The 20,328-nt window shown below is 60.6% G+C and carries 24 protein-coding genes and 1 pseudogene; 16 read left to right on the top strand and 9 right to left on the bottom strand.

Annotated features, from left to right (window positions below):
- Positions 1–55 precede the first annotated feature (55 nt).
- The 6 genes and pseudogenes from BBIA_RS03070 to BBIA_RS03095 all read left to right on the top strand — a co-directional run.
- Positions 56–379 carry a hypothetical protein gene (locus tag BBIA_RS03070; RefSeq protein ID WP_033494283.1) on the top strand — a complete coding sequence of 108 codons (324 nt, stop codon included), beginning with the start codon at positions 56–58 and terminating at the stop codon, positions 377–379.
- Positions 380–566: 187 nt separating this feature from the next.
- Entirely contained in the window at positions 567–1,028 is a 462-nt protein-coding gene (locus tag BBIA_RS03075; RefSeq protein ID WP_238548412.1) for a MarR family winged helix-turn-helix transcriptional regulator, read from the top strand.
- A gap of 179 nt (positions 1,029–1,207) precedes the next feature.
- Positions 1,208–2,620 (top strand): DHA2 family efflux MFS transporter permease subunit, encoded by a 1,413-nt coding sequence (locus BBIA_RS03080; RefSeq protein ID WP_033494281.1) that lies wholly within the window; start codon positions 1,208–1,210, stop codon positions 2,618–2,620.
- A gap of 106 nt (positions 2,621–2,726) precedes the next feature.
- Positions 2,727–3,509 carry a class I SAM-dependent methyltransferase gene (locus BBIA_RS03085; protein WP_033494280.1) on the top strand — a complete coding sequence of 261 codons (783 nt, stop codon included), beginning with the start codon at positions 2,727–2,729 and terminating at the stop codon, positions 3,507–3,509.
- 102 nt (positions 3,510–3,611) lie between these two features.
- Positions 3,612–4,214, top strand: coding sequence for an NUDIX hydrolase N-terminal domain-containing protein (locus tag BBIA_RS03090; protein WP_033494279.1), 603 nt, complete (start codon positions 3,612–3,614; stop codon positions 4,212–4,214).
- A gap of 71 nt (positions 4,215–4,285) precedes the next feature.
- Positions 4,286–4,921: pseudogene (locus BBIA_RS03095) on the top strand (amidohydrolase family protein); the annotation flags it as partial.
- On the opposite strand, the gene BBIA_RS03100 reads toward BBIA_RS03095, so the two are convergent.
- Positions 4,918–5,919: an AraC family transcriptional regulator gene (locus tag BBIA_RS03100; protein WP_162179162.1), complete on the bottom strand. Its 1,002-nt coding sequence runs from the start codon at positions 5,917–5,919 to the stop codon at positions 4,918–4,920. The pseudogene BBIA_RS03095 and the gene BBIA_RS03100 sit on opposite strands and share 4 nt — an antisense overlap.
- Positions 5,920–6,050: 131 nt before the next feature.
- On the opposite strand from BBIA_RS03100, the gene BBIA_RS03105 reads away from it, so the two are divergent.
- Entirely contained in the window at positions 6,051–7,460 is a 1,410-nt protein-coding gene (locus BBIA_RS03105; RefSeq protein ID WP_238548414.1) for an MATE family efflux transporter, read from the top strand.
- A 57-nt stretch (positions 7,461–7,517) separates the two neighbouring features.
- Positions 7,518–8,144 (top strand): sugar O-acetyltransferase, encoded by a 627-nt coding sequence (locus BBIA_RS03110; RefSeq protein WP_081891903.1) that lies wholly within the window; start codon positions 7,518–7,520, stop codon positions 8,142–8,144.
- A gap of 28 nt (positions 8,145–8,172) precedes the next feature.
- On the opposite strand, the gene BBIA_RS03115 is transcribed toward BBIA_RS03110, so the two are convergent.
- Complete coding sequence (locus tag BBIA_RS03115; protein ID WP_051923708.1) at positions 8,173–8,763, bottom strand: TetR/AcrR family transcriptional regulator; 591 nt, start codon at positions 8,761–8,763, stop codon at positions 8,173–8,175.
- Positions 8,764–8,868: 105 nt separating this feature from the next.
- Between BBIA_RS03115 and BBIA_RS03120 the strand changes: the two genes are divergently transcribed.
- The gene (locus tag BBIA_RS03120; RefSeq protein ID WP_033494277.1) at positions 8,869–10,164 is read left to right on the top strand and encodes an NADH:flavin oxidoreductase/NADH oxidase family protein; all 1,296 of its coding nucleotides are present in this window, start codon (positions 8,869–8,871) and stop codon (positions 10,162–10,164) included.
- A gap of 110 nt (positions 10,165–10,274) precedes the next feature.
- Complete coding sequence (locus BBIA_RS03125) at positions 10,275–11,060, top strand: methyltransferase domain-containing protein (RefSeq protein ID WP_033494276.1); 786 nt, start codon at positions 10,275–10,277, stop codon at positions 11,058–11,060.
- 86 nt (positions 11,061–11,146) lie between these two features.
- Here BBIA_RS03125 and BBIA_RS03130 read toward each other — a convergent pair whose 3' ends face one another.
- The 3 genes from BBIA_RS03130 to BBIA_RS03140 all read right to left on the bottom strand — a co-directional run bounded on the left by BBIA_RS03130 (position 11,147) and on the right by BBIA_RS03140 (position 13,284).
- Complete coding sequence (locus tag BBIA_RS03130) at positions 11,147–11,674, bottom strand: NAD(P)H-dependent oxidoreductase (RefSeq protein WP_033494274.1); 528 nt, start codon at positions 11,672–11,674, stop codon at positions 11,147–11,149.
- Positions 11,675–11,865: 191 nt separating this feature from the next.
- Positions 11,866–12,585 (bottom strand): SDR family NAD(P)-dependent oxidoreductase, encoded by a 720-nt coding sequence (locus tag BBIA_RS03135; protein WP_033494273.1) that lies wholly within the window; start codon positions 12,583–12,585, stop codon positions 11,866–11,868.
- A gap of 183 nt (positions 12,586–12,768) precedes the next feature.
- Positions 12,769–13,284 carry a flavodoxin family protein gene (locus BBIA_RS03140; RefSeq protein WP_160268248.1) on the bottom strand — a complete coding sequence of 172 codons (516 nt, stop codon included), beginning with the start codon at positions 13,282–13,284 and terminating at the stop codon, positions 12,769–12,771.
- A 169-nt stretch (positions 13,285–13,453) separates the two neighbouring features.
- Between BBIA_RS03140 and BBIA_RS13680 the strand changes: the two genes are divergently transcribed.
- The 3 genes from BBIA_RS13680 to BBIA_RS03155 all read left to right on the top strand — a co-directional run bounded on the left by BBIA_RS13680 (position 13,454) and on the right by BBIA_RS03155 (position 15,555).
- On the top strand, positions 13,454–13,969 hold the full coding sequence (locus BBIA_RS13680; RefSeq protein WP_081891937.1) for a winged helix-turn-helix transcriptional regulator: 516 nt from the start codon (positions 13,454–13,456) through the stop codon (positions 13,967–13,969).
- Between the two features lie 262 nt (positions 13,970–14,231).
- The gene (locus BBIA_RS03150) at positions 14,232–15,065 is read left to right on the top strand and encodes a class I SAM-dependent methyltransferase (protein WP_033494270.1); all 834 of its coding nucleotides are present in this window, start codon (positions 14,232–14,234) and stop codon (positions 15,063–15,065) included.
- 139 nt (positions 15,066–15,204) lie between these two features.
- Positions 15,205–15,555 (top strand): cupin domain-containing protein, encoded by a 351-nt coding sequence (locus BBIA_RS03155; RefSeq protein ID WP_033494269.1) that lies wholly within the window; start codon positions 15,205–15,207, stop codon positions 15,553–15,555.
- 242 nt (positions 15,556–15,797) lie between these two features.
- Here the strand turns inward: BBIA_RS03155 and BBIA_RS03160 are convergent, their stop codons facing one another.
- Together BBIA_RS03160 and BBIA_RS03165 are read right to left on the bottom strand one after the other, a co-directional pair.
- A complete protein-coding gene (locus BBIA_RS03160; protein WP_081891907.1) occupies positions 15,798–16,454 on the bottom strand; it encodes a sugar O-acetyltransferase in 657 nt (218 codons plus the stop codon).
- 126 nt (positions 16,455–16,580) lie between these two features.
- Complete coding sequence (locus BBIA_RS03165) at positions 16,581–17,150, bottom strand: DUF1349 domain-containing protein (RefSeq protein ID WP_051923709.1); 570 nt, start codon at positions 17,148–17,150, stop codon at positions 16,581–16,583.
- A 245-nt stretch (positions 17,151–17,395) separates the two neighbouring features.
- Here BBIA_RS03165 and BBIA_RS03170 point away from each other — a divergent pair, with 245 nt between their 5' ends.
- Positions 17,396–18,337 (top strand): helix-turn-helix transcriptional regulator, encoded by a 942-nt coding sequence (locus BBIA_RS03170; protein WP_033494268.1) that lies wholly within the window; start codon positions 17,396–17,398, stop codon positions 18,335–18,337.
- Between the two features lie 17 nt (positions 18,338–18,354).
- A complete protein-coding gene (locus tag BBIA_RS03175; RefSeq protein WP_033494266.1) occupies positions 18,355–18,903 on the top strand; it encodes a GNAT family N-acetyltransferase in 549 nt (182 codons plus the stop codon).
- 85 nt (positions 18,904–18,988) lie between these two features.
- Here BBIA_RS03175 and BBIA_RS03180 read toward each other — a convergent pair whose 3' ends face one another.
- Positions 18,989–19,417: a GNAT family N-acetyltransferase gene (locus tag BBIA_RS03180; RefSeq protein ID WP_202962026.1), complete on the bottom strand. Its 429-nt coding sequence runs from the start codon at positions 19,415–19,417 to the stop codon at positions 18,989–18,991.
- A 116-nt stretch (positions 19,418–19,533) separates the two neighbouring features.
- Complete coding sequence (locus BBIA_RS14770) at positions 19,534–19,749, bottom strand: hypothetical protein (RefSeq protein WP_238548415.1); 216 nt, start codon at positions 19,747–19,749, stop codon at positions 19,534–19,536.
- Between the two features lie 235 nt (positions 19,750–19,984).
- Between BBIA_RS14770 and BBIA_RS03190 the strand changes: the two genes are divergently transcribed.
- Positions 19,985–20,320, top strand: a complete 336-nt coding sequence (locus tag BBIA_RS03190) for a DMT family transporter (RefSeq protein ID WP_033494263.1) — start codon at positions 19,985–19,987, stop codon at positions 20,318–20,320.
- Positions 20,321–20,328 lie beyond the last annotated feature (8 nt).

Raw genomic sequence — 20,328 nt, forward strand, 5'->3', positions numbered from 1 at the left:
CAGGTGCGAACTGTCGCCGCCCGGCGTCGGACACCGAATGCGGAAGGGGAACGCGATGATCATCGCAGGGTTGTTCATCGTCATCATCGTGCTGTACGCCATCATGCTGGCCGTCATGACGGTCGAGCTGCTGGCATTGGGGGTCGCCGCGGCGCTGGCGGTCGGCGCGGGAATCTGCCTCGGCATCGCCTTCGTGCTCGCCGTGGAAGGGGCGGCCATGCTCGCATGGCATGCCTGGCGTACACATCAGGGGAAAACCGTGGCGTCATGGTGCAAGCCGATCGGTACGGGTGTGGCCGTGGTGGGCGGCGTATGGTTCGTCGCCTCCTGCGCGCTGCTCATCCTGCTCACGACGCAGATGATCGGCCTGTTCGCCTGACGGTCATCGGGCGCAGGCGCCGGTCGGACGGTCTGGCGGCATGACCGTTATTATGCGTTCTGCCGGTGCGATCGATGCGTATGCGTTGGTTCGCTGTTGATGACGTCGACTTGCATTTTGCTAGGTACCTTGTATTATTTGCTAGGTACCTAGCAATTTTATGTTTATGGGGAGAAGGCGGCGAACCATGACGATGAGCGATCGGGAACTGGTGGAGCTGTTCCATGATGTGGCGCGCGTCAGCCATCAGAGGGAAGTGCGCAACAACGACACACTCGCGCATGGCAGCGGGCAGTCGCGTTGTCTGCTCACCCTGAGCGGTCTCGGCCCAGTCAGCCAGCGCAGGCTCGCCGCAATCCTAGACATACGTTCGGCATCGTTGAGCGAACTGCTCGGCAAGATGGAGGCGCGCGGCTGGGTCTCGCGCACCCCGCATCCGGAGGATGGACGCACCTACATGGTCGCGCTCACCGAGGAGGGCAAGGCCGAGGCGATGCGCCGACGGTCGGTCGGCAACGGCGCCTCCGGCGAACTACTCGCGGCGCTCACCGAAAGCCAACGCAAACAATTCGGCGAGATACTCGCCACGATCAAACGTCACTACCAAGAGCTTGACCAGAGCGATGCGCATCGGGCTGGCTTGCGATGATATGTCATTTCGACCGAGCTGCAGCGAGCGGAGAAATCTTTCCTATCGGTCTTTGCGTGTGAAAATTTCTCGACTCGGCTTCGCCTCGCTCGGAATGACATGGCAAACAGACGCGAGACGTCTCGTCGATTTCATGAACGGCTAGCAACAGGAAGCGTCAATCACATAAGGCAACAACCATGTCCAATTCCGTACAACTCTCATTCAACAATCGCCGTCGCGCACTCATCTTCGTCAACATCATGCTCTCATGCATCGCCACCACCATCATGGCGACTGCCCTCACCACGGCCCTGCCGCCCATCGTGGCCGACCTCGACGTCGACATGCAGACCGGCCAATGGCTCACCAGCGGCTACTCGCTCGCCATGGGCATCGTCATGCCGCTCACCGCGTTCCTCATCACCCGGTTCCCGACCAAACCGCTGTATCTTGCTGGCGCAGCATTGTTCATTGTTGGCTCGCTGGTCTGCGTGGCACCGGTGCCGTTCGCCGTCATTATGATCGGCCGCGTGATCCAGGCGTGCGGCAACGGGCTGCTCATGTCGATGGCGCAGGTCGTGCTCATGACCATCTATCCGGACAATCGCGGCACGATCATGGGCTGGTACGGCCTCGCCGTCGGCGTCACGCCGGTGATCGCGCCGACATTGTCCGGTCTGATGGTCGACGCGTTTGGCTGGCGGTCGATCTTCTATCTGGTGATCGCGGTGATGGCGATGTCGCTGATCGCGGCGTGCTTCGTGTTCGGCAACGTGCTCAAGACCTCGCGGCGGTCCTTCGACGTGCTGTCGTTCGCGGTGAGCATCGTCGCGTTCGGCGGCGTGACGCTCGGCGTCGGCAACATCGGCTCCATGCCGTTCGTAAACACAGCGGTGCTGCTGCCGCTGGTACTCGGCATTGTGGCCTCCGTATGGTTCGTGATATTGCAACTCAAGCGGGAACGTCCGTTCCTCGACGTGCGCATCCTGTGCAACCGTGGATTCGCGTTGAGCGTGATCGGCAGCATGCTGCTGTACTTCGCGATGATGGGCTCGTCGGTGATGCTGCCGCTCTACGTGCAGACCATCAAGGGAGGGTCCGCGTCGATGGCCGGCTTGGTGAGTCTGCCCGGCTCGCTCGCCATGGCGATCATCAGCCCGATGGCCGGCCGACTCTACGACCGGTTCGGCGTGAGGCGGCTGTTCCTCATCGGCGGCATCTGCCTGACTGCCAGCAACCTGTGCATGGGACTGTTGCCATTGGCGGCGTCGATCTGGGTGGCCGCCGTGATCAACGTGGCGCGCTCGCTCGCGATCGGCTGCCTGATGATGCCGTTGGTCACCTGGGGTACGAGCGCCGCGGGCGAGGGGCGACTGGCGGATGCGAACGCGCTGCTCACCGCGCTGCGCACCATCGCCGGCGCGATCGGTCAGGCCGTGTTCGTCGGGATGATGACCGCGCTGGCGGCCTCCGCGCACGCAGGTGGCATGGACGTGGCTGCGGCGAACATGCGCGGTATGAACCTGACATTCTTGGCAATGGGCGCGTGTGCGGTCCCGCTGATCATCATCCCGCTCGTCTTCCTTCGCGGCGACCGGATCGTGCGATAACGGAACCGTCCAGACGGTACGCGTCAAGAATCGTGGCGATTGACTTCGAGTGCTCGAAGTTGGTATATCTGCTGATGATGCAAGGCATTCACCAGGAGGTGGCCGGATGATATCCAATGAGAGCATAGATCACGGCGTCCCCTTTGATTGGGGACGCGTATCAGACGAATACGCGCGATATCGCGACATTTATCCGGCGCGGTTCTACCAGAAAATTCTTGACCGCGGTCTGTGCTGTGACGGGCAACATGTTCTTGATCTGGGCACCGGTACAGGTGTGATTCCGAGAGCGATGGCTCGATATGGGGCAACATGGGTCGGCGTCGATATCTCCGAACAGCAGATCGCTCAAGCGCGGCGGCTTTCCGAAGGTATGGGCATCGAATATCAGGCTATGCCGGCGGAGCATATCGATTTTTCCGATGGCGCATTCGACGTAATTACCGCGTGCCAATGCTTTTGGTATTTCGACCATGAGGCGATTCATGACATCTTGCATCGCATCCTTAAGCCGAATGGACGCATCCTTGTGCTGTATATGGCATGGCTGCCGTTCGAGGATCCGATCGCGGAGGCAAGCGAACGACTGATTCTGAAATACAATCCGAACTGGAGTGGTGCCGGGGAGCGCATGCATCCGATCGACATTCCTGCCTGCTATGCGGACGGCTTTGAACTCGTTCATCATGAGGAGTACCGGCTTGCCGTGCCGTTCACGCGCGAAAGCTGGAACGGACGAGTGAAGGCATGCCGTGGCATCGGCGCGTCTCTCCCGGTACATGAGATCGCTGCGTGGGAGCAGGAGCATAAGGCGCTGCTCGGCCGCATCGCTCCGGAACGGCTCGATGTGCTGCATTATGCTGCAATGGCGGAGCTGAAACGTATTTGAACGGCGATAATGGTCATAGATAAATCTGAAACGAATGGCGGCGACATCATGAACGAATCAGCATCAGCATCAGCGGCATCATCGACTACGTCGTCAAATCGTATGCTGCTCGATTGGGGCAAGGAATTGCAGGCTCTGGCCCAGACAGGGTTAATGTACAGTCGGGATCCGTTTGATCGGGAACGGTATGAACGGATACGTGCTATAGCGGTTGACATGCTCGCCCTGCAGACCGATATGCCGGCCGAACGCATACGCGGTCTGATCAACGCCGGATACCCGACACCGAAGCTTGACACCAGAGCCGTGATCTTCGATGCGGACGGTCGGATCCTGCTCACGCACGAAAACAGCGGCGAATGGTCGCTGCCCGGCGGCTGGGTCGATGAGAATCAGTCGGTGCGGTCCAACACGATCAAGGAAGTCAAAGAGGAGACCGGGCTTGACGTGACCGCCGACCGGCTCATCGCAGTGCAGGATTGCGCTAACCATAACGGCCTGTCCTTCCCGTACGGGGTGATCAAGTTCTTCGTGCTGTGCACCCGCATCGACGGGCGGTTCGAGCCGAACATCGAAACGACGGAGATCCGCTACTTCGACGAAGACCAGCTTCCCCGACTCTCCACCACGAGAAACACCTCGGAGCAGATCGCCATGTGCTTCGCCGCCCGCCGCGACCCCGACTGGACGACGCTGTTCGAGTAGAAGGTAATGGTGATGTGATTGATTTGGTGCAGGAAGGGCGGCTGATCGCGCGCCAACAAACCACGAACATGGGCATTATCGTCGGTGCGCACGCGCAAAGTGCTGAGGGTGTGCGACGCGCGCTCAAAGCAGGCGTGGATACGATCGAACATGGCAGCGAGCTGGATGATGAGCTGATTGAACTGTTTCGTCATAACCCCAATTCGTTGCGCGGATATTCGGCTTTGGTCCCTACCCTGTCTGCAGGGCTTCCGCTGACGATGATCGATCAGAAAACAACCGGCATCACGGACATCCAACTCGAAAACTCGAAGACCGTGGTCTCAGGCATGGTTGCTGGCGCGCGTCAGGCGTATAAGGCCGGACTGACAGTAGGCGTCGGTACGGATACGGACATGACGTTTGTGTCGCAATATGCTACATGGCGAGAACCGGCATTATTGGTGCGGTTTGCCGGTTTTACTCCCGCTCAGGCGATCCATGCGGCCACGCAAGTCAATGCGCGAATACTCGGCGTGGACGATGTCGCTGGATCATTGGAAGCTGGCAAATCTGCCGATCTGCTCGTTGTGGATGGTGATCCTCTGAAGGATCTGCGCACGTTGGAACGCCCAGCGTTAGTAGTAGTCGCGGGTCACCCAGTATTCCGTCCCAAAACAGAGCAGTTCCTTGAGATCAACGAGCTGCTCGACAGCGTAATTTCCTAACCGAATGTTTGACGGCCGGACGCGGCGGTCTCGTTGCGCTTGCGTTTGCGATAGACGAGCGGCGGCGCGCCGACGATCTTTCGGAATGTGCGCGAGAAGAACCCGGGGGAGTGAAAGCCGCTTCGGGAGGCAATCTCGGCGACTGGAAGATCGGTTTCGATCAGCAAGCTGACGGCCGCGCGGATGCGCACGTCGGTGACATATTCGATGGGTGATTGGTTGAGATAGTCGCGGAAGATCGACGCGCAGCTGCTGCGCCCGATTGAACCGGCGTTTGCAATATCGTCCAATGTCAGTGATTGCGTGAAGTGCTCCTGAATGAAGTCGATCATCGTGGTCAGCGAGACAATCCGATCGGTCGCATGATGATGTCGTCGTACGGAAGATACGTCTGCGCGTCTATGTTGCGCATCGCCGCAGGTGTCAACGGCGTCCATCATCGATATCAGTTGTCGAGCGATCGTATAGAGCCCGCTTAATGCCACTAGCGGTGCGGTTGGCTCCCCGTTCTTGCGTGCGGCCGCGATGTCGTTCAACGTATGCAATATCACGTTTGCATGAGCGTCGGTGCCATCAAGCAGCAGGTACGACGGCCGTGATGTGTCGCCGATCGGTAGCATGTATTTCTCCAGTATGTCCTTGGTTGCTCCCGCGCGCATCGGGTTAAGTAGTACACACAAGAATTCGCAATCCGAGCCGTCCGTGGAATATCCGTAATGCAGTCGTCGCGCGTTGACGAAAATCCCCTGACCTTCGTCAACGGTTACATGTTCGCCGTTCACGAAATATGCCAGATGACCCTGCTTGGCGACGAGAAACTCCCAATCGTCATGCCAATGGCATTGTGCGCGCATCAGCGGATAGGAAGAAAGTTTGCCCTGCCTCGCGTATGAGAACAGCGACGGATAGTCATATCGCACCCGTTCCGAGCCGTCCACGCGCACGATGGTCGGCCCTGCGGCTCCCGTATTGTCTGCATTCATGGCATCGCCACCCACGCAATCCATCTATTTGGTAAATAGTACAAAAATTAACGAATATTCTACCAGCAAGTATGTCTCGTACGGCATATGCGTCATGTGTAATGGACGATGACGAATACAGTTGCAAGAAGGAACGGGACGATCGCATGACGAGAGATACGACGATGGATACCGGCGCGGCCGACGACCGGTTGACGTTGCGCATGTTCATCTCGCAGCTGCGACCATTGGCTTTGCCGATCGCATTCCAGCAATTCGTATTGGTGTTGTCCAATGCATGTGATGTGTTCATGCTCGCGTCGGCTGATCAGAACGCGTTGTCTGCTGTATCGCTGGCCGCGCAGTTCCAGTTCGTGTTCGACTTATTTTTGCTCGCGTTCACGATCGGCGCGAGTACGCTCATCGCCCAGTATTGGGGCAGGGGTGATGCCGGTGCGGTTGGCCGCGTTATCTCGTTTGTGATGGGTTACACGGTGGTGCTATCCGTGATGTTCGTTCTGCTCGCTGCCGCGATTCCCATGATGCTGATGCGTGTCACTACGAATGATCCACTGTTAATCGACCTTGGAGCACAGTACCTATCAGCAGGTGCGCCGGCGTTCCTGCTGATAGGTATCAGTCAGATCAACCTGTGCTTGTTCAAGAACACTGGGCGCGCGTCGACCGGTACGTTAATCAGCGTGGCTGGCGTATTCGTGCATATCATGGCCAGCGCCATGTTCATCTTCGGTTTGCTCGGATTACCGCGACTTGGCGTGATGGGCGCCGCAATATCTACGCTGATATCGCGTGGCGTTGAATGCGCATGGTCCATGATCGTCGCCACGTCGGATGCTCGACGCCGGCGGGCGATGCCGAGCGTGCACTGGCGTTATATGAGACAGCCGGATCATGCGCTTATGCGCGACTATTGGCGTTACACGCTGCCAGTGCTCGGCAATGAAATCGCTTGGGGTGGAGGATTCGCTACATATACGATCATTCTGGGTCATCTTGGTTCGGCAGCGGTGGCTGCGAACTCTGTAGCGAACATTGTCAAGGATCTACTCGTCTGTTTCACCGCCGGGTTGGGAAGCGGCGGCGGCATTCTTGTTGGCGGCATGATGGGCGCGGGAATGCTCGACCGTGCACGCAAGGCCGGCGGCTGGCTCGTGCGCAGCGCGTTTGTGGCTGGTGTGGCGATCGGCGTCGTAATTCTCGCGATACGTCCGCTGGTACTGCACTGGTCCCAATTAGATGCGCGGGCAAACGCGTATTTGTCGCCGATGCTGATCGTGTGTGCGTATTACGTGATTGGCAAAGCGGTTAACTCCACGACTGTTGGCGGACTATTCCCGGCCGGCGGTGATGCACGGTTCGGCCTGATCTGCGACGTGGTGACGATCTGGCTGATCGTGGTTCCACTGGGTTTGTGTGCTGCGTTCGTCTGGCATTGGCCGGTGATGGCCGTGTACGTGCTGCTCAGCGCCGACGAGTTTATTAAGATGCCAGCCGTGTTCGCCCATTACCGCACCTACCGGTGGTTGAACAACGTGACGCATGACGAGCCGCAGTGACGGCCGCATTGCGTACGAGGTTTGCATCATGAAAACTGTGTGGAAAGGAAGTCCATTATGAAGGAAACCATGCGCCAACGCATCGCCGCGGGCAAGCTGTTCACCGATTATTGCGAAGGGTTGCCGGAGGATCGTCTCGCGGCCAAACGTCGCATGAAGCGATTCAACGAACTCGATCCGGGTGATACGAAAGGCCGCGCAGCTCTGATAGGAGAGATTCTCGGTGCGCCATCGGACGCGTGGATCGAGCCGCCGTTCTATTTCTGCTACGGTACGAACATCACGCTCGGTGCCGGTACATACATCAACGTCAACTGCTCGTTCATCGACGACGGTCGCATCACCATCGGCAAGCGCGTCATGTTCGGCCCGTCGGTGAACATCGCAACCGTCAGCCATCCGATCAACCCGGCCATGCGCGGATTCATGTTCGCCGATCCGGTCGCGATCGGCGACGACTGCTGGATCGGCGCGAACGTGACGATCTGCCCGGGCGTGACCATCGGCGAAGGCACGACGATCGGCGCGGGTTCGGTCGTCACGCATGACATCCCCGCGCACGTCGTCGCGGTCGGCGTGCCCTGCCGCGTACTGCGTGAGATCAACGAACGCGACATGGCCGAATACCGTCCCGGCATGACCTTCGCCGACGATGAACTCGTGTGCGAGACTCGCGGCAAGTGATCTCTGGTGTGGAGGAGAATGGCGTGATCTACGCGGCCTCCACGCCGCGCAGCAGGGTGTGCACGTAGTCGTGGAGCTGTTCGCGGGTGAGTGGGTGGCCGCGCAGATACGCCCAGTCGAGCACGAGCATCACGGTGTTCGCGTAATGGTCGGCGATCAGATCGACCGGCAGCGTGAACCGGTCCCGGTCGATGCAGGTGCGGATGATTTCGCGCGCCTGACGTTCGATGAACGAGCGGAGGCTGGCGAACATTGGGCCTTCGGGCGGGTTGTTCTTAAGGATCACGGCGAGTCGCGACGCGTGTGATTCCAGCAGGTCGGCCATTGCGTCGAGCGCCGTGTCCACGCGATGTTCCGGGTCGGTTGACGCGAGATCTGCAAGGTCGGCCTGTTTGGACAACGCGATCCAGCAGTAGTTCAGCAGGTCGTCGCGATCCTCGAAATAGTTGTAGAACGTGGCGCGCGGATAGCCGGCGCGTTCGCACAATTCGTTGACGCTGATGTCGGCGAACGACTTGGCTTGCAGCAGTGCCGTCATCGCATCAAAGAACGCGTCGAGCGTGCGCTGCGTGCCGCGCGTGATCTTGCCGGTGATGTCTTTCTTCATGGCTGTCAGCATAGTCTAACGTCCATAATTTTGCAGATGTCTAAAAATATGTTATTTTTTACAACTGTATAAATATGGACGTTTGGAAAGTTGGATATCATGACAAATGACACGACTATGACGACTGCGACCTCGGCGGTGCCGACCGCCGAACCGCTGACCCTGCCCTGCGGCGTAACGGTCAAGAACCGCTTCTACAAATCCGCGATGAACGAGGCGCTCGCCGGACGCGACTGCGCGCCGACCGAAGCGCACGTGCGCCTGTACCGTGCATGGGCGCGGGGCGGTGCCGGCGTGCTCGTTACCGGCAACGTGATGGTTGACCATACGCAGCTGGGGGAGCCTGGCAACGTCGCCGTCGAGGACGAACGCGACCTTGTGATGCTGCGCCGCTGGGCGGCGGCCGGCACCGAGAACGGAACGCACTGCTGGATGCAGATCAACCATCCCGGCAGGCAGTCGCCCGTCACCATCAACCCGCATCCACTCGCACCGAGCGCCGGCAAAATCGACGGCGAATACGGCCATTTCTTCGCCGAACCGACCGAACTGACCCGCAATCAAATCCGCGACATCATCCGCCGGTTCGCCAACACCGCGCGCATCGCCCAAAAGGCAGGCTTCACCGGTGTGGAGATCCACGCGGCGCACGGCTACCTCATCAACCAGTTCCTCTCACCGCTCGACAACCATCGCACCGACGAATACGGCGGTAGCCTCGCCAACCGCGCCCGATTCTTGTTCGACGTGTTCGACGCGGTGCGCGAGGCCGTTGGTCCGCAATTTCCGATCGCGGTGAAGCTCAACTCGTCCGACGTGCCGATCGCCGTCAAGGTCAACGAGCGCAACGACGCGCCGGGCGGCTTCAGCGAAGAGGAATCCATCTGGGTCATGAAGCAGCTCGAGGCGCGCGGTGTCGATCTCATCGACATCTCCGGCGGCACCTACGCGAAACCGGTCATCCAGACCAACGGCGGTGCGGTCGAAGACCGCCGGCGCGGCGTCTACTTCACCGATTTCGCACGCCGAGTCAAAGGCGAACTGAGCGTGCCGGTCACCTTGACCGGCGGCTTCCGCAACGCCGCCGACATGAACCGCGCGCTGAGCGAAGGCATCACGCAGATGATCGGCATCGCCCGTCCGCTCGCGCTCGTGCCCGACCTGCCAAACTGCATCATCCGCGACGGCTGGCAGGGCTCCGTCGACCTGCCGCGCGTCACGACCGGCATCAAACCGCTCGACAAGGCGTTCGGCGGCATCCTCGTCATCAGCTGGTTTGAACTGCAGATGCACCGCATCGCGCGCGGCCACCGCCCTAACCCGCATATCGGCGGCATGCGCGCGCTGTTGTTTGCCATCAAGCAGCACGGTCCCGCCGCGCTCGCCCCGCGCCGCCGCAAAGGGCGGCAGTAAGTCGTCGATGACTGCCGGCCATGAATTCACGAGGGTCATCTAACACGCCGCCGCCCGCCATGCGGACGTCATGATGGACGCGAGTCGCGCGCGGGACTAGCGTGAAGCGCATGGTCGTATGGGATTCCCAACAGTATCTGCGATTCAACAAGGAACGCACGCAGCCGTCACGCGATCTTGCCGCGCAACTGCCACCGGACGACGGGACGGTCGCGCGCGTGCTCGACATCGGCTGCGGGCCGGGCAACAGCACTGCCGTGCTGCGCGAACGCTACCCGCACGCGACGATCCTCGGCATCGACAATTCGCCCGAGATGATCGACGCGGCGCGCGCCGCCCATCCCGACATCGACTTCGCGCTGTGCGACGTGTCGAAGCCGGACGAACTGGCCGCGTTGCCGCACGATTTCGACGTCGTGTTCTCCAACGCGTGCATCCAATGGGTGCCCGACCATGAGCGTCTCGTCCCCGCGATGCTCGGCCTGCTACGGTCGGGCGGCGTGCTGGCCGTGCAGACGCCGATGAACTACGAGGAGCCGATCCACCGCATCATCAAGGAGCTCGTGCACTCGCCGGCCTATGCGGACCGGTTGCCGCAAAGCCGCGAGTTCTACAACCTCACGCCGCCCGAATACTGGGAGCTGCTGCACGCGAACGCAGAAACGTTCCGCATCTGGAAAATCACATACATGCACACGCTGCCCTCGCACGAGGCCATCATGGACTGGTACCGCGGCACCGGGCTGCGCCCGTACCTGCAGGCGCTTGCAGACGACGGCGAACGAGCGGCATTCGAACGCGCGGTGTTCGAGCGGGTCCGCGAGGAGTATCCGACGCAGTCGGACGGCAGCATCATCTTCCCGTTCCCGCGATTCTTCTTCACTGCCGTCCGGTAGCTATTCCGGATGGCGACAGCGTTGGGGCTGCCGATCGACGATCATCAATCGGCAGCCCCAACGTGCTTTCGACAATTGGCAGGAACTTATTCCGCGATCAGCGCATCTTGATAGCGGCGTCCGACATCGGCGAGCGCTGCATCGTCCAGTTCCATCGACTCGAACACGACGAACGGTTTGCGCCACACGGCGTGCGTGTACCGGGCCATCATGCGGTACGGCGAAAGCACTTCGTCGATCGTCGCGCCCTCGTCGACCGGCTGGTATTCGGTCTCCGGGCCGCCCGCGGTCGTGGCTACCATGATCTGCTTGCCGCGAAGCGCCTCGCCGTCCGGTCCGTACGCCCAACCGAACGCCAGCACCTTGTCCTCCCACTCCTTGAGCAGCGCGGGGGAGGAGTACCAGTACAGCGGAAATTGCAGCACGATGCGGTCGTGATCCTCGACCAGCCGCTGTTCGATGGCCACGTCGATCGCACCGTCCGGATAGAGAGCGTACTCGTCGCGCACGGTCACCGTGTCGGCCGGCAGTTCGCGCGCGGCCCGGACCAGCGCCGCGTTCGCGCGCGACTGACCGGCAAGATTCGGATGGAACACCAGCACCAGGGTTTTCATAAGCGATCTCCTTTACGTCCGTTACGCCTTTACGGCGATGTGAAAGGCCGTCACTTACGCATGGTACCGCCGGCCTCGGGCATGTTCCGGAGGGTTATGCCCGACGTGGGATGTGTCGCTTCGGCCGATCGATGATGGCGTGCGGTGCATCCACTGTGCTTGAGGTGCGACGCAAGATCTGATGAGGACGGTCACCACGGCAGCGGCTTGCCGTCGCGGAAGAAGCCGCCGGTCGGGCCGTCGTCGGGCAGTGTCGCCGCCCAGGTCACGCTTTTGGCGCTCACCTCGACCGGTCGGCCGAACATGCCGGATTCGTATGTGTCGGTGATGTCCGGGCAGACCGCGTTGACGAGGATATGGTCGGCGGCGAGCTCCTTCGCCGTCTTGATCGTCAGCCCGTTGAGTGCGAGCTTGGAAATGCCGTAGCCGGACGCGGGAATGCCCATGCTGCCGTGCAGGAAGCCGTACTGCGGGTCGCCGTACGAGCCGGCGCCGCTGGACACGTTGACGATACGGCCGTGATCCGACTTGCGCAGCAGCGGGATGAACCGTTGGGTCACGATCCATGTGCCGATGACGTTCGTGTCGAGCACGGCGCGCATTTCGGCGATGTCCTGTTGTTCGACGGACGCGCCGGCGCGCATGGACGCCGCGTTGTTGACCAGCACGTCGAGCCGGCCGAAGCGACGGTCGACTTCCGCGGCCGCCGCAGCGACGGACGCCTCGTCCGTGGTGTCGAGCCGCACGCTGCTTGCGGAAATGCCCTGATCGGTCAGTTCCTGCGTGAGCTGCGCGAGCTCCGGCCGGCGTGCGGCAAGGATGACGTGATAGCCGGCCTCGCCGAGCTGGCGGGCGGTTTCGTATCCGAGTCCGCCTTTGCGGTCCGAGCCGGTGATGAGTGTGATCTGCATGATGATGCTCCTTGGTGGTGTGTTTGTTGGCGTGTTTGGTGTTTTGTCGGGTTTGCACTGCTGCATCTTCTTCAGTTCCCCTTATCGGGGGGTGGTCGCGAAGTGACTGAGGGGTAGTCAGAACCCATCGCATTAAGTCCGACAAAGTGCCAGTGACGTGCCGTACGGTTCGGAACGCGCGAGTCAGAACTCGCGGCCGAGTTCGCGCGCCTTGTCGAGATACGGGGTGCCGGCCACCTGGCCGGGCGCGAACACGCCGGCCGCCAGCACGGAGCCCTTGATCTTCCAGCCGAGGCTTTCGCCGAAGCACATCTGGTAGTAGCCGAGCACGTTCTTGGCGAGCACTTCCTCCGGGCTGGCGCCGGCGACCAACAGCGCCGACTCCTTGCAGGCCAGATCGTCGTGCGCGTCGAACGGCAGACGGTCCATCATCGCCTTGATCTGCGCCGAGAACTGCATCCAGTAGGTCGGTGTGGCGATCACGATGCCATCTGCCGCCTTCATCTGCTCCATCACCTGCGTCATGTCGTCGGCCGGCTGGTCGTAACCGGTGAACGGCGCGATGTTCATGTTCGCGAGCGTGAGCTTGGTCGCGGTGTTGCCGGCTGCTTCGACGCCTTCGATGAACGCGTCGGCGAGCATGTCGGCGTTGCCGCCCTTGGTCGGGCTGCCCTGGATGACGAGAATGTGCTTGGCCATGATCTGTCCTTTCGGTCGGTTGCTGGTTGTGTTGGCCGTCTTGCCGTGGCGGTCGTTATGCGCTCCGCCACGATCCGATAAGGACAGTATGCATGAGTACATATACTTTTCGTTCTTAGAATAAAAAACTGATTTTTGGAATATGGCAACGATGTTAGGATGGGAAACCATGAGTGAGCAAGTTGAATCCAATGCAACGGCGACGCCACGCGACGTGAACACCGCCGCAGATGACATCGCATGCGCATCCGCGGACGAAGACGCCGGGACTGCGGCGCATATTCAGGCGCATCCCGTGTCGGCCGCTTCCGACACGGCCGTTTCCGTAGGGGGCGGCGCAAGTCTCACCGCGCCCACCTGCGCCATCGGCTACGCGTTCAAGGCGATCGAGGGCAAGTGGAAGCTGCCGGTCATGTACGTGCTGTCCGTGCGCGGCGCCGCCCGCTACAACGAGATCAAACGTGAGCTTGGCATCACCAACATGATGCTCACTAACACGCTGCGCGACCTCGAGGAATACGGGCTCGTCAGCCGCACCCAATACAACGAGGTGCCGCCGCGCGTCGAATACGCGCTCACCGCCAACGGTTACGCCATCATCCCCGCCTTGAAGGAATTCGAAAAATGGGGCCAGCGCCTGCTCGACGCGCGCGATCCCACTGGTGGTGATAGTTCGGCGGAGTAAACAAGTCTGCGCTGAACTCGCTCCTTGGCATCTTTCCAGATCTTCATTCTCTGTATGTTCGCGCATGTACGGTATCTGCGCGAATATACAGACGTTTGAGGTGCGTCTATCCTCTGTATGTTCGCGCGGCTCACGTGATTACGCGAACATACAGAGAACGTGGGATGGCTGTAACGGTCATATACCATAATTCGTCGCAAAAGAACAGTCTGTTGCGGAACGGACCAGTCCCGTATGCTGTGTATGCGTGAACGAACATGTTATGGACGAACAGACAGAACGTGCCGCAAAGGCGACGGATATCCCGGCATCCTGTTTGCCGCAATCCGACCGTGACGTGGAGCATATGCAGGGGCACTGGGTGCTGGCCCGACTTGGCAAACGGGTGCTCAGACCGGGTGGCGAACGACTGACCAAGCGCATGCTCGCGCAAGTGACGATCACCGGACGTCGCGTGGTGGAATTTGCGCCGGGACTGGGACGCACCACGCGTCTGATCATGGCGGCCGGCCCGTCGGCATATACCGGTATCGATCGGGACGAACGGGTGGTGGACATCATCAAACCATTGGCGGACTCGGTGAATGGCACTTGCGTGCAGGCCGACGCCGCGAGCACGGGATTGCCGTCCGAATCCGCGGATGTGGTGATCGGCGAGGCCATGCTCACCATGCAGTCCGAACGTGGCAAACGGGCGATCATCGCCGAGGCGCATCGACTGCTCAAACCGGGCGGCCTGTACGCGATCCACGAGATGGGACTTGCACCGAACGATCTCGACGAATCGGTCAAGGACGCCATCCGCAAGGATCTCGCCCGGGCCATCAAAGTCAACGCACGACCGCTGACCGATGCCGAATGGCGGTCGCTGCTCGAATCCGAGGGATTCGAAGTGCTGCGGAGCGGCAGCGAGCCGATGGCGTTGCTCAAGATGCGTCGCAATCTGGCGGACGAGGGCGTATCCGGCGTGCTGCGGATCATGCACAACGTACTGGCCCACCGCGATTTGCGGGCTCGCGTATTGCAGATGCGGCGCGTGTTCAATGAGTACGGCGACAAGCTGACCGGCGTCGCGTTCGTGGCGCGCCGAAAGTAGCGTCCGGTCGGGAAGTGGATACGCTTAGAAAGACATGCGCGGTGAAGCGGCCGTCGCATGATGGATGCCCTTGCATCGCAATGGTGCCGACGCGTACGTGCGGTTGCGCCGCAAGGACAATGGAATATGAAGGAGTTCGATGATGAGCGAACAGACGAACGAAACCCAGCCGTCCGATGTGATGGAGTTCATCGGTGATCTAGGATCACTGGTCGAAGTGCAGCCAGAGGCCACGGTTTCGCGCACGGTGATGCAGGTGGAGGGCGCCAACGTGGTGCTCTTCTCCTTCGACAAAGGGCAGGAGCTGAGCGAACATACCGCCGCCATGCCGGTGCTCGTGCAATGCCTTGAAGGACATCTCAAGATCACTGGCGGTGGCAAGACCGTGGATCTCGTGCCGGGCGGCATCCTGCATTTCCCGACCCGACTGCCGCACGCGGTCTATGCGGAAGAGGCGTCGAAGATGATGCTCATTATGATGCGACGCTAAGCGCGCACCGCCGATTCCTTTGTCGGAATTCTCCGTTTGTTCGCGCGATCGCAATGTCGGCGCGAACAAACGGACGTTGAAGCCGTATCCATCCTCCGTATGTTCGCGTGGCTCAGGTGATCGTGCGAACATACGGAAGATACGGGCATGCTGATCGACGATTCGTTCACATTGGGGGAAACTCGGACATCCGGCGTGGCTTCCGATCGTCTTTCGCGCCGACGCACGATCGGGTCTCGCCATCAGTGCGCCGCGTCGCGGGCGGCGATGCGCTCGCAGAAGCCGGTCTTGTCCGCGTCGGTGATCGGACGCAGCACGCAGGCTGGATTGCCGACGGCGATCACGCCGGCCGGAATGTCATGCGTGACGACCGAGCCTGCGCCGATCACTGCGCCGCGGCCGATAGTCACGCCGCCGAGCACGGTCACATGGCCGCCGAGCCACACGCCGTCTTCGATCACGATCGGCTTGGCTTGGCATGCACCGTTCTTGCGCTCCTCGAAGTCGAGCGCATGGTTCGTGGCGAACAGGCCGACCATCGGCGCGATCCACACGTAATCGCCGATCGTGATCGGCGCATTGTCAAGCATCACGCAGTCGAAGTTGATGTACGCGTGCGAACCGATCGAGATGTTGCGGCCCATCTCGCAGCGGAAGTTCGGCTCGATGAACACGTCGTCGCCGACCTCGGCGAACAGCTGCTCCATGATCGCGCGGCGTTCGGCCTCCTGATCGTAATCGAGCGCGTTATAGGCGCGGAACAGCTTCTTGGCCTCCACTCGCTTGCGTTCGATCTCCGGATGCGAGTCCTGATAGACCTCGCCGGCCACCATGAGATCCCATTCGACGCGCCCTTCGGGCGTGAGGTCGGCGGTGACGTCGTAGTTGTTCTGGGTCATGGTTGTTCGCTCCTTTGCTGCTGATGCTGCGTATACGATATTGTGTACGATCGTACATTATAGATGGCGTGTACGATGTATCCGAATCGGATCGCGTGCACCGATGTCGGTCCGGGACTCGCATGGTCACTGTCCGGCCCGTGGATCGAACAGTCGATGGTCGAGGATCTCGAAGTCGGTGAAGGTGCGTGTGCCGCCTTCGCCGTTTGGGGACTGGGCCTCGAACCCAACCTTGAGCAGCCGGTCAAACGACATGGAGGAACATAGGCGCGACATGAACCACTGCATGCCGTCGAAGGAGTAGTGGATCGAAAACACGTCGTCGGTGCGGGCAAGCTGCAGCCAGACGAAATCGCCGTGGACGGTGACGTCGTAGCAGTCGTCCGAAACGCCGTCGGTCGCCACGGTGACCACCGACTTGAACCCGTAGTCGCCCTGCTCGAAGCACGCCTTCACCCAATGCGTGTCGTCCTGATAGGCGAACAGCGCGCCGCCATCGAACTTCGCCTTGTGCTCGAGCGAGATCTTGGCACGGCAGACGAAGTCGCCCACGACCGGACGATAGACGAAGGCCGCGTCGGCGACCACGCTGTCGTCCACCGGGTTGACGAAGAAGTCCTTGCCCGGTATGGATTCTATGGTCAGCACGTTGCCGCTGATCTTGAATGTGACGTTGTTCGAGTTTGCATACAGCATGATGGAATTCCTTTCGGTCGATGGCCCGGGTCGAGTCCTGCTCCGGTCTGTGCCGGTGTGTTCGGGATTGGTGCCCGGCGTTGTGTATTCCCGTTTGACTGGGGTAATTGATTATGATGATAATTCCGTGCACTCTTCAGAAAAGCGTTTATTATGGCGAAATATTGGTATGATAATTCCTGAGTATGGGAGAATCGTTCCATGATGGCGGATTCGATATGTAAAGATGCATGGAGGTGGGATGCATGGCGAACATCGCGGTCCGGGTGAACTCCGACTATCTGGAGGACGTGCGGTACGACGATCCCACTCTGCCGATCCACTTCTGCATGGACTACTTCGACACGCTCGCCGGTCATGAGATCAACGTGCACTGGCATCGCGATTTCGAATTCGCGATCATGCTGCGCGGCGGATGCGACTATCATCTCGCCGGCGGCGACGCGATACGACTCGAACAGGGCGACGGCATCTTCGTCAACTCCGAGGCGCTGCACTCGGCCGACAATCCCACTCCAGGTGCGATCATGAGCTGCGTCACGTTCTCGCCGCTGTTCTTCACCGGGCAGCCGTCCGGCACGATCTACGGCCAGTATGTCCTGCCTGTCGCGAACCGGCCGCTCGTCGGATTGCATCTCGACGCGACCCGAGACCATGACATACTTGCGGAAATACTGACGGTTACGTCGATCGGTAAACGCGGGACGACCGCGCCGCTGGAATACGTCGAGCACGTGGCGAAACTGTGGCGACTGATGTTGTCGGTGCTCGACAAGGTGCCGGACGAGCGGCCTGACGAGACGGAACTGCTTCGTGAACGGCGCATGCGCACCATGATGACGTTCGTTCAGCGGCATTTCGGCGACGGCATCGATGTGGCCGACATCGCGGCCAGCGCCGGCGTCGGCCGCACCGAATGTTTCCGACTGTTCACGCGTCTCGCCGCAGTCAGCCCGGGGGAGTATCTGATCTCCTACCGTCTGCGCCGGGCTGCGGTGATGCTCGTCTCCGGCGACGATTCCGTCGCGCGCGTCGCCCATGTCTGCGGGTTCAACGACGCCAGCTATTTCGCCAAACGGTTCCGACAACGCTACGGATGTACGCCAAGGGACTATCGTGCCAGACAACGCGGCACGTCGGCGCAGAACACCGCAATGCCGTCCGGAGAGGACGTATGTGACGGATGAAGGATCGGAGGGATACGATGATATTGGTGCGATATCCGCAGACGGATTGCGGCACGGCGATTCGGGACTTGGAACGCACGGCATGGGATGACGACGGGTCGGACGGGGCGTTCCCGTCGGCTCCGGATACGTACGATACTTCGTTCGTCTGGATGGACGGCGACGTTGCGGTCTGCCACGTCGGCATCAGGAAAAGCGAGCTTCTTCACCGCGGACAACGCTATCTCGCCTACGGGTTGAGCGAAGTGGTGACACGGCCAGAATATCGGCGCCGGGGACTCGCGACCACGACCATTCGCCGAGCCGCACGGTACATTGCCGACCGGCAGCCGGACCTCAGCGTCTTTACCTGCGAGCCTGACAAGGTATCACTGTACGAATGCGGCGGTTGGAAAATCGCCAAGGACGCCTGCCTTGTCGGAGGCACCAGAGAGCGGCCATTCCGCAGCGACGGTCTGCACCTGACCACTATGATCAGATTGCTGTCCCCGCGTGCGAAGGCACATGCGGCCGACTTCGAGCATACGGACATCGTCCTCGAACTGGGGGAAGGCCAACTATGGTGATTGGTCCTGGTATGACGGACCGCTATCCGCGTGCGATCCGCGCCTGACGACAAGTCCGCGGTCGTGATCGCATGACTCGCACGTATTATTGTGCTCGCCAGACCATGATGACGTGGGAAATGCCGTCCTCGAGGAACTCGTCGGAGACCTGCGTGAAGCCGAACTGCTCGTACAGGCCGCGCGCGTAAGTCTGCGCCTCGATGCGCACGACGCTGGCGTGTGCGCGTTCCTGTGCCACGCGCAGTCCTTCGCGCACGATCCGCGTGCCAAGACCCTGCCGGCGGCGGGTTGCCAGCACGCGGCCGATCGAGACCTCCGGGAACGTGACGCCCGGGTCGACCACGCGGCAATAGGCGGCGATGCCATCCTCGTCGTGCAGGAACACATGCCAGCAATGCGGGTCCGCAGCGTCGATCTCCTGATAGGCGCACTGCTGCTCTACCACGAACACCGACACGCGCACGCGATAGATCTCGTGCAGTTCCGCCACGCTCAACTCATCAAACCGTTTCACCGTCAATTGCATGCGGCCATGATAAGGGCTGCCGGAGATTTCGTGCAGCCGTGGGCTGCCCACCGAGTCGCGACCATCGCGTCGCCGATTGGTATGCGGCTGATGAGCCGATCGGATTAGTCACGCACAGCAAAGCCGGCGTCCGCGATGCGTTTCTGCATGTCTTTGGCGACGGATAGGCAACGGGCGCGCGGGATGCCGGCCTTGACGCCGATGCCGGTCAGATCGGCGGGCGTCATGCCGTGCTCCTTGCGCCGTTTGACCATACGGTCGGCGATATCTGCCATCACGTCACCCGGCATAGGCTCATCAAGCAGATCAAACATACCCATATATTGGCATTATCTATAGTAATTCGGCATAATTACTACTATTTAAGTAGTTTTATATGTGCATATATATGCATATCTATGCTGGTTGACCGATAACCGAATTCGGTTTATCCGTCGTTCCGGCCGGTTTGAGGTTTGCACGCGAACCGTATGCCGACCCGGGCAAAAAAAGTGTCGCTCCGGACGCGCGGCTACGATGGACGCCATGAGCACACAGCGACATGGAGGAGGGAATATGGCGGTCACCTGGCTGCTGCTGTTCGTGACCATCTGTTGCGAGGTAGTGGCAACGTTGTCGCTGCGCGCGTCCGAAGGGTTCTCCAAACCCATTTGGGCGATCCCGGTGGTGATCGGCTACGTGATGTGCTTCTACCTGCTGTCCGTGGTGCTGGAACGCGGCATGCCGACCGCGCTCGCCTATGGCGTGTGGTCGTGCGTGGGCATCATCCTGACCGCATTCGCCGCACGCGTGCTGTTCCATGACCCGCTGAACTGGAAGATGCTGCTGGGCATGGCCATCATGATCGTCGGCATCGTCGTCATGCAGTGGGGCACGCACGCCGCGGCATAGTTGGAACG

This window comes from Bifidobacterium biavatii DSM 23969 (genome assembly GCF_000741165.1).
GTDB lineage: Bacteria > Actinomycetota > Actinomycetes > Actinomycetales > Bifidobacteriaceae > Bifidobacterium > Bifidobacterium biavatii.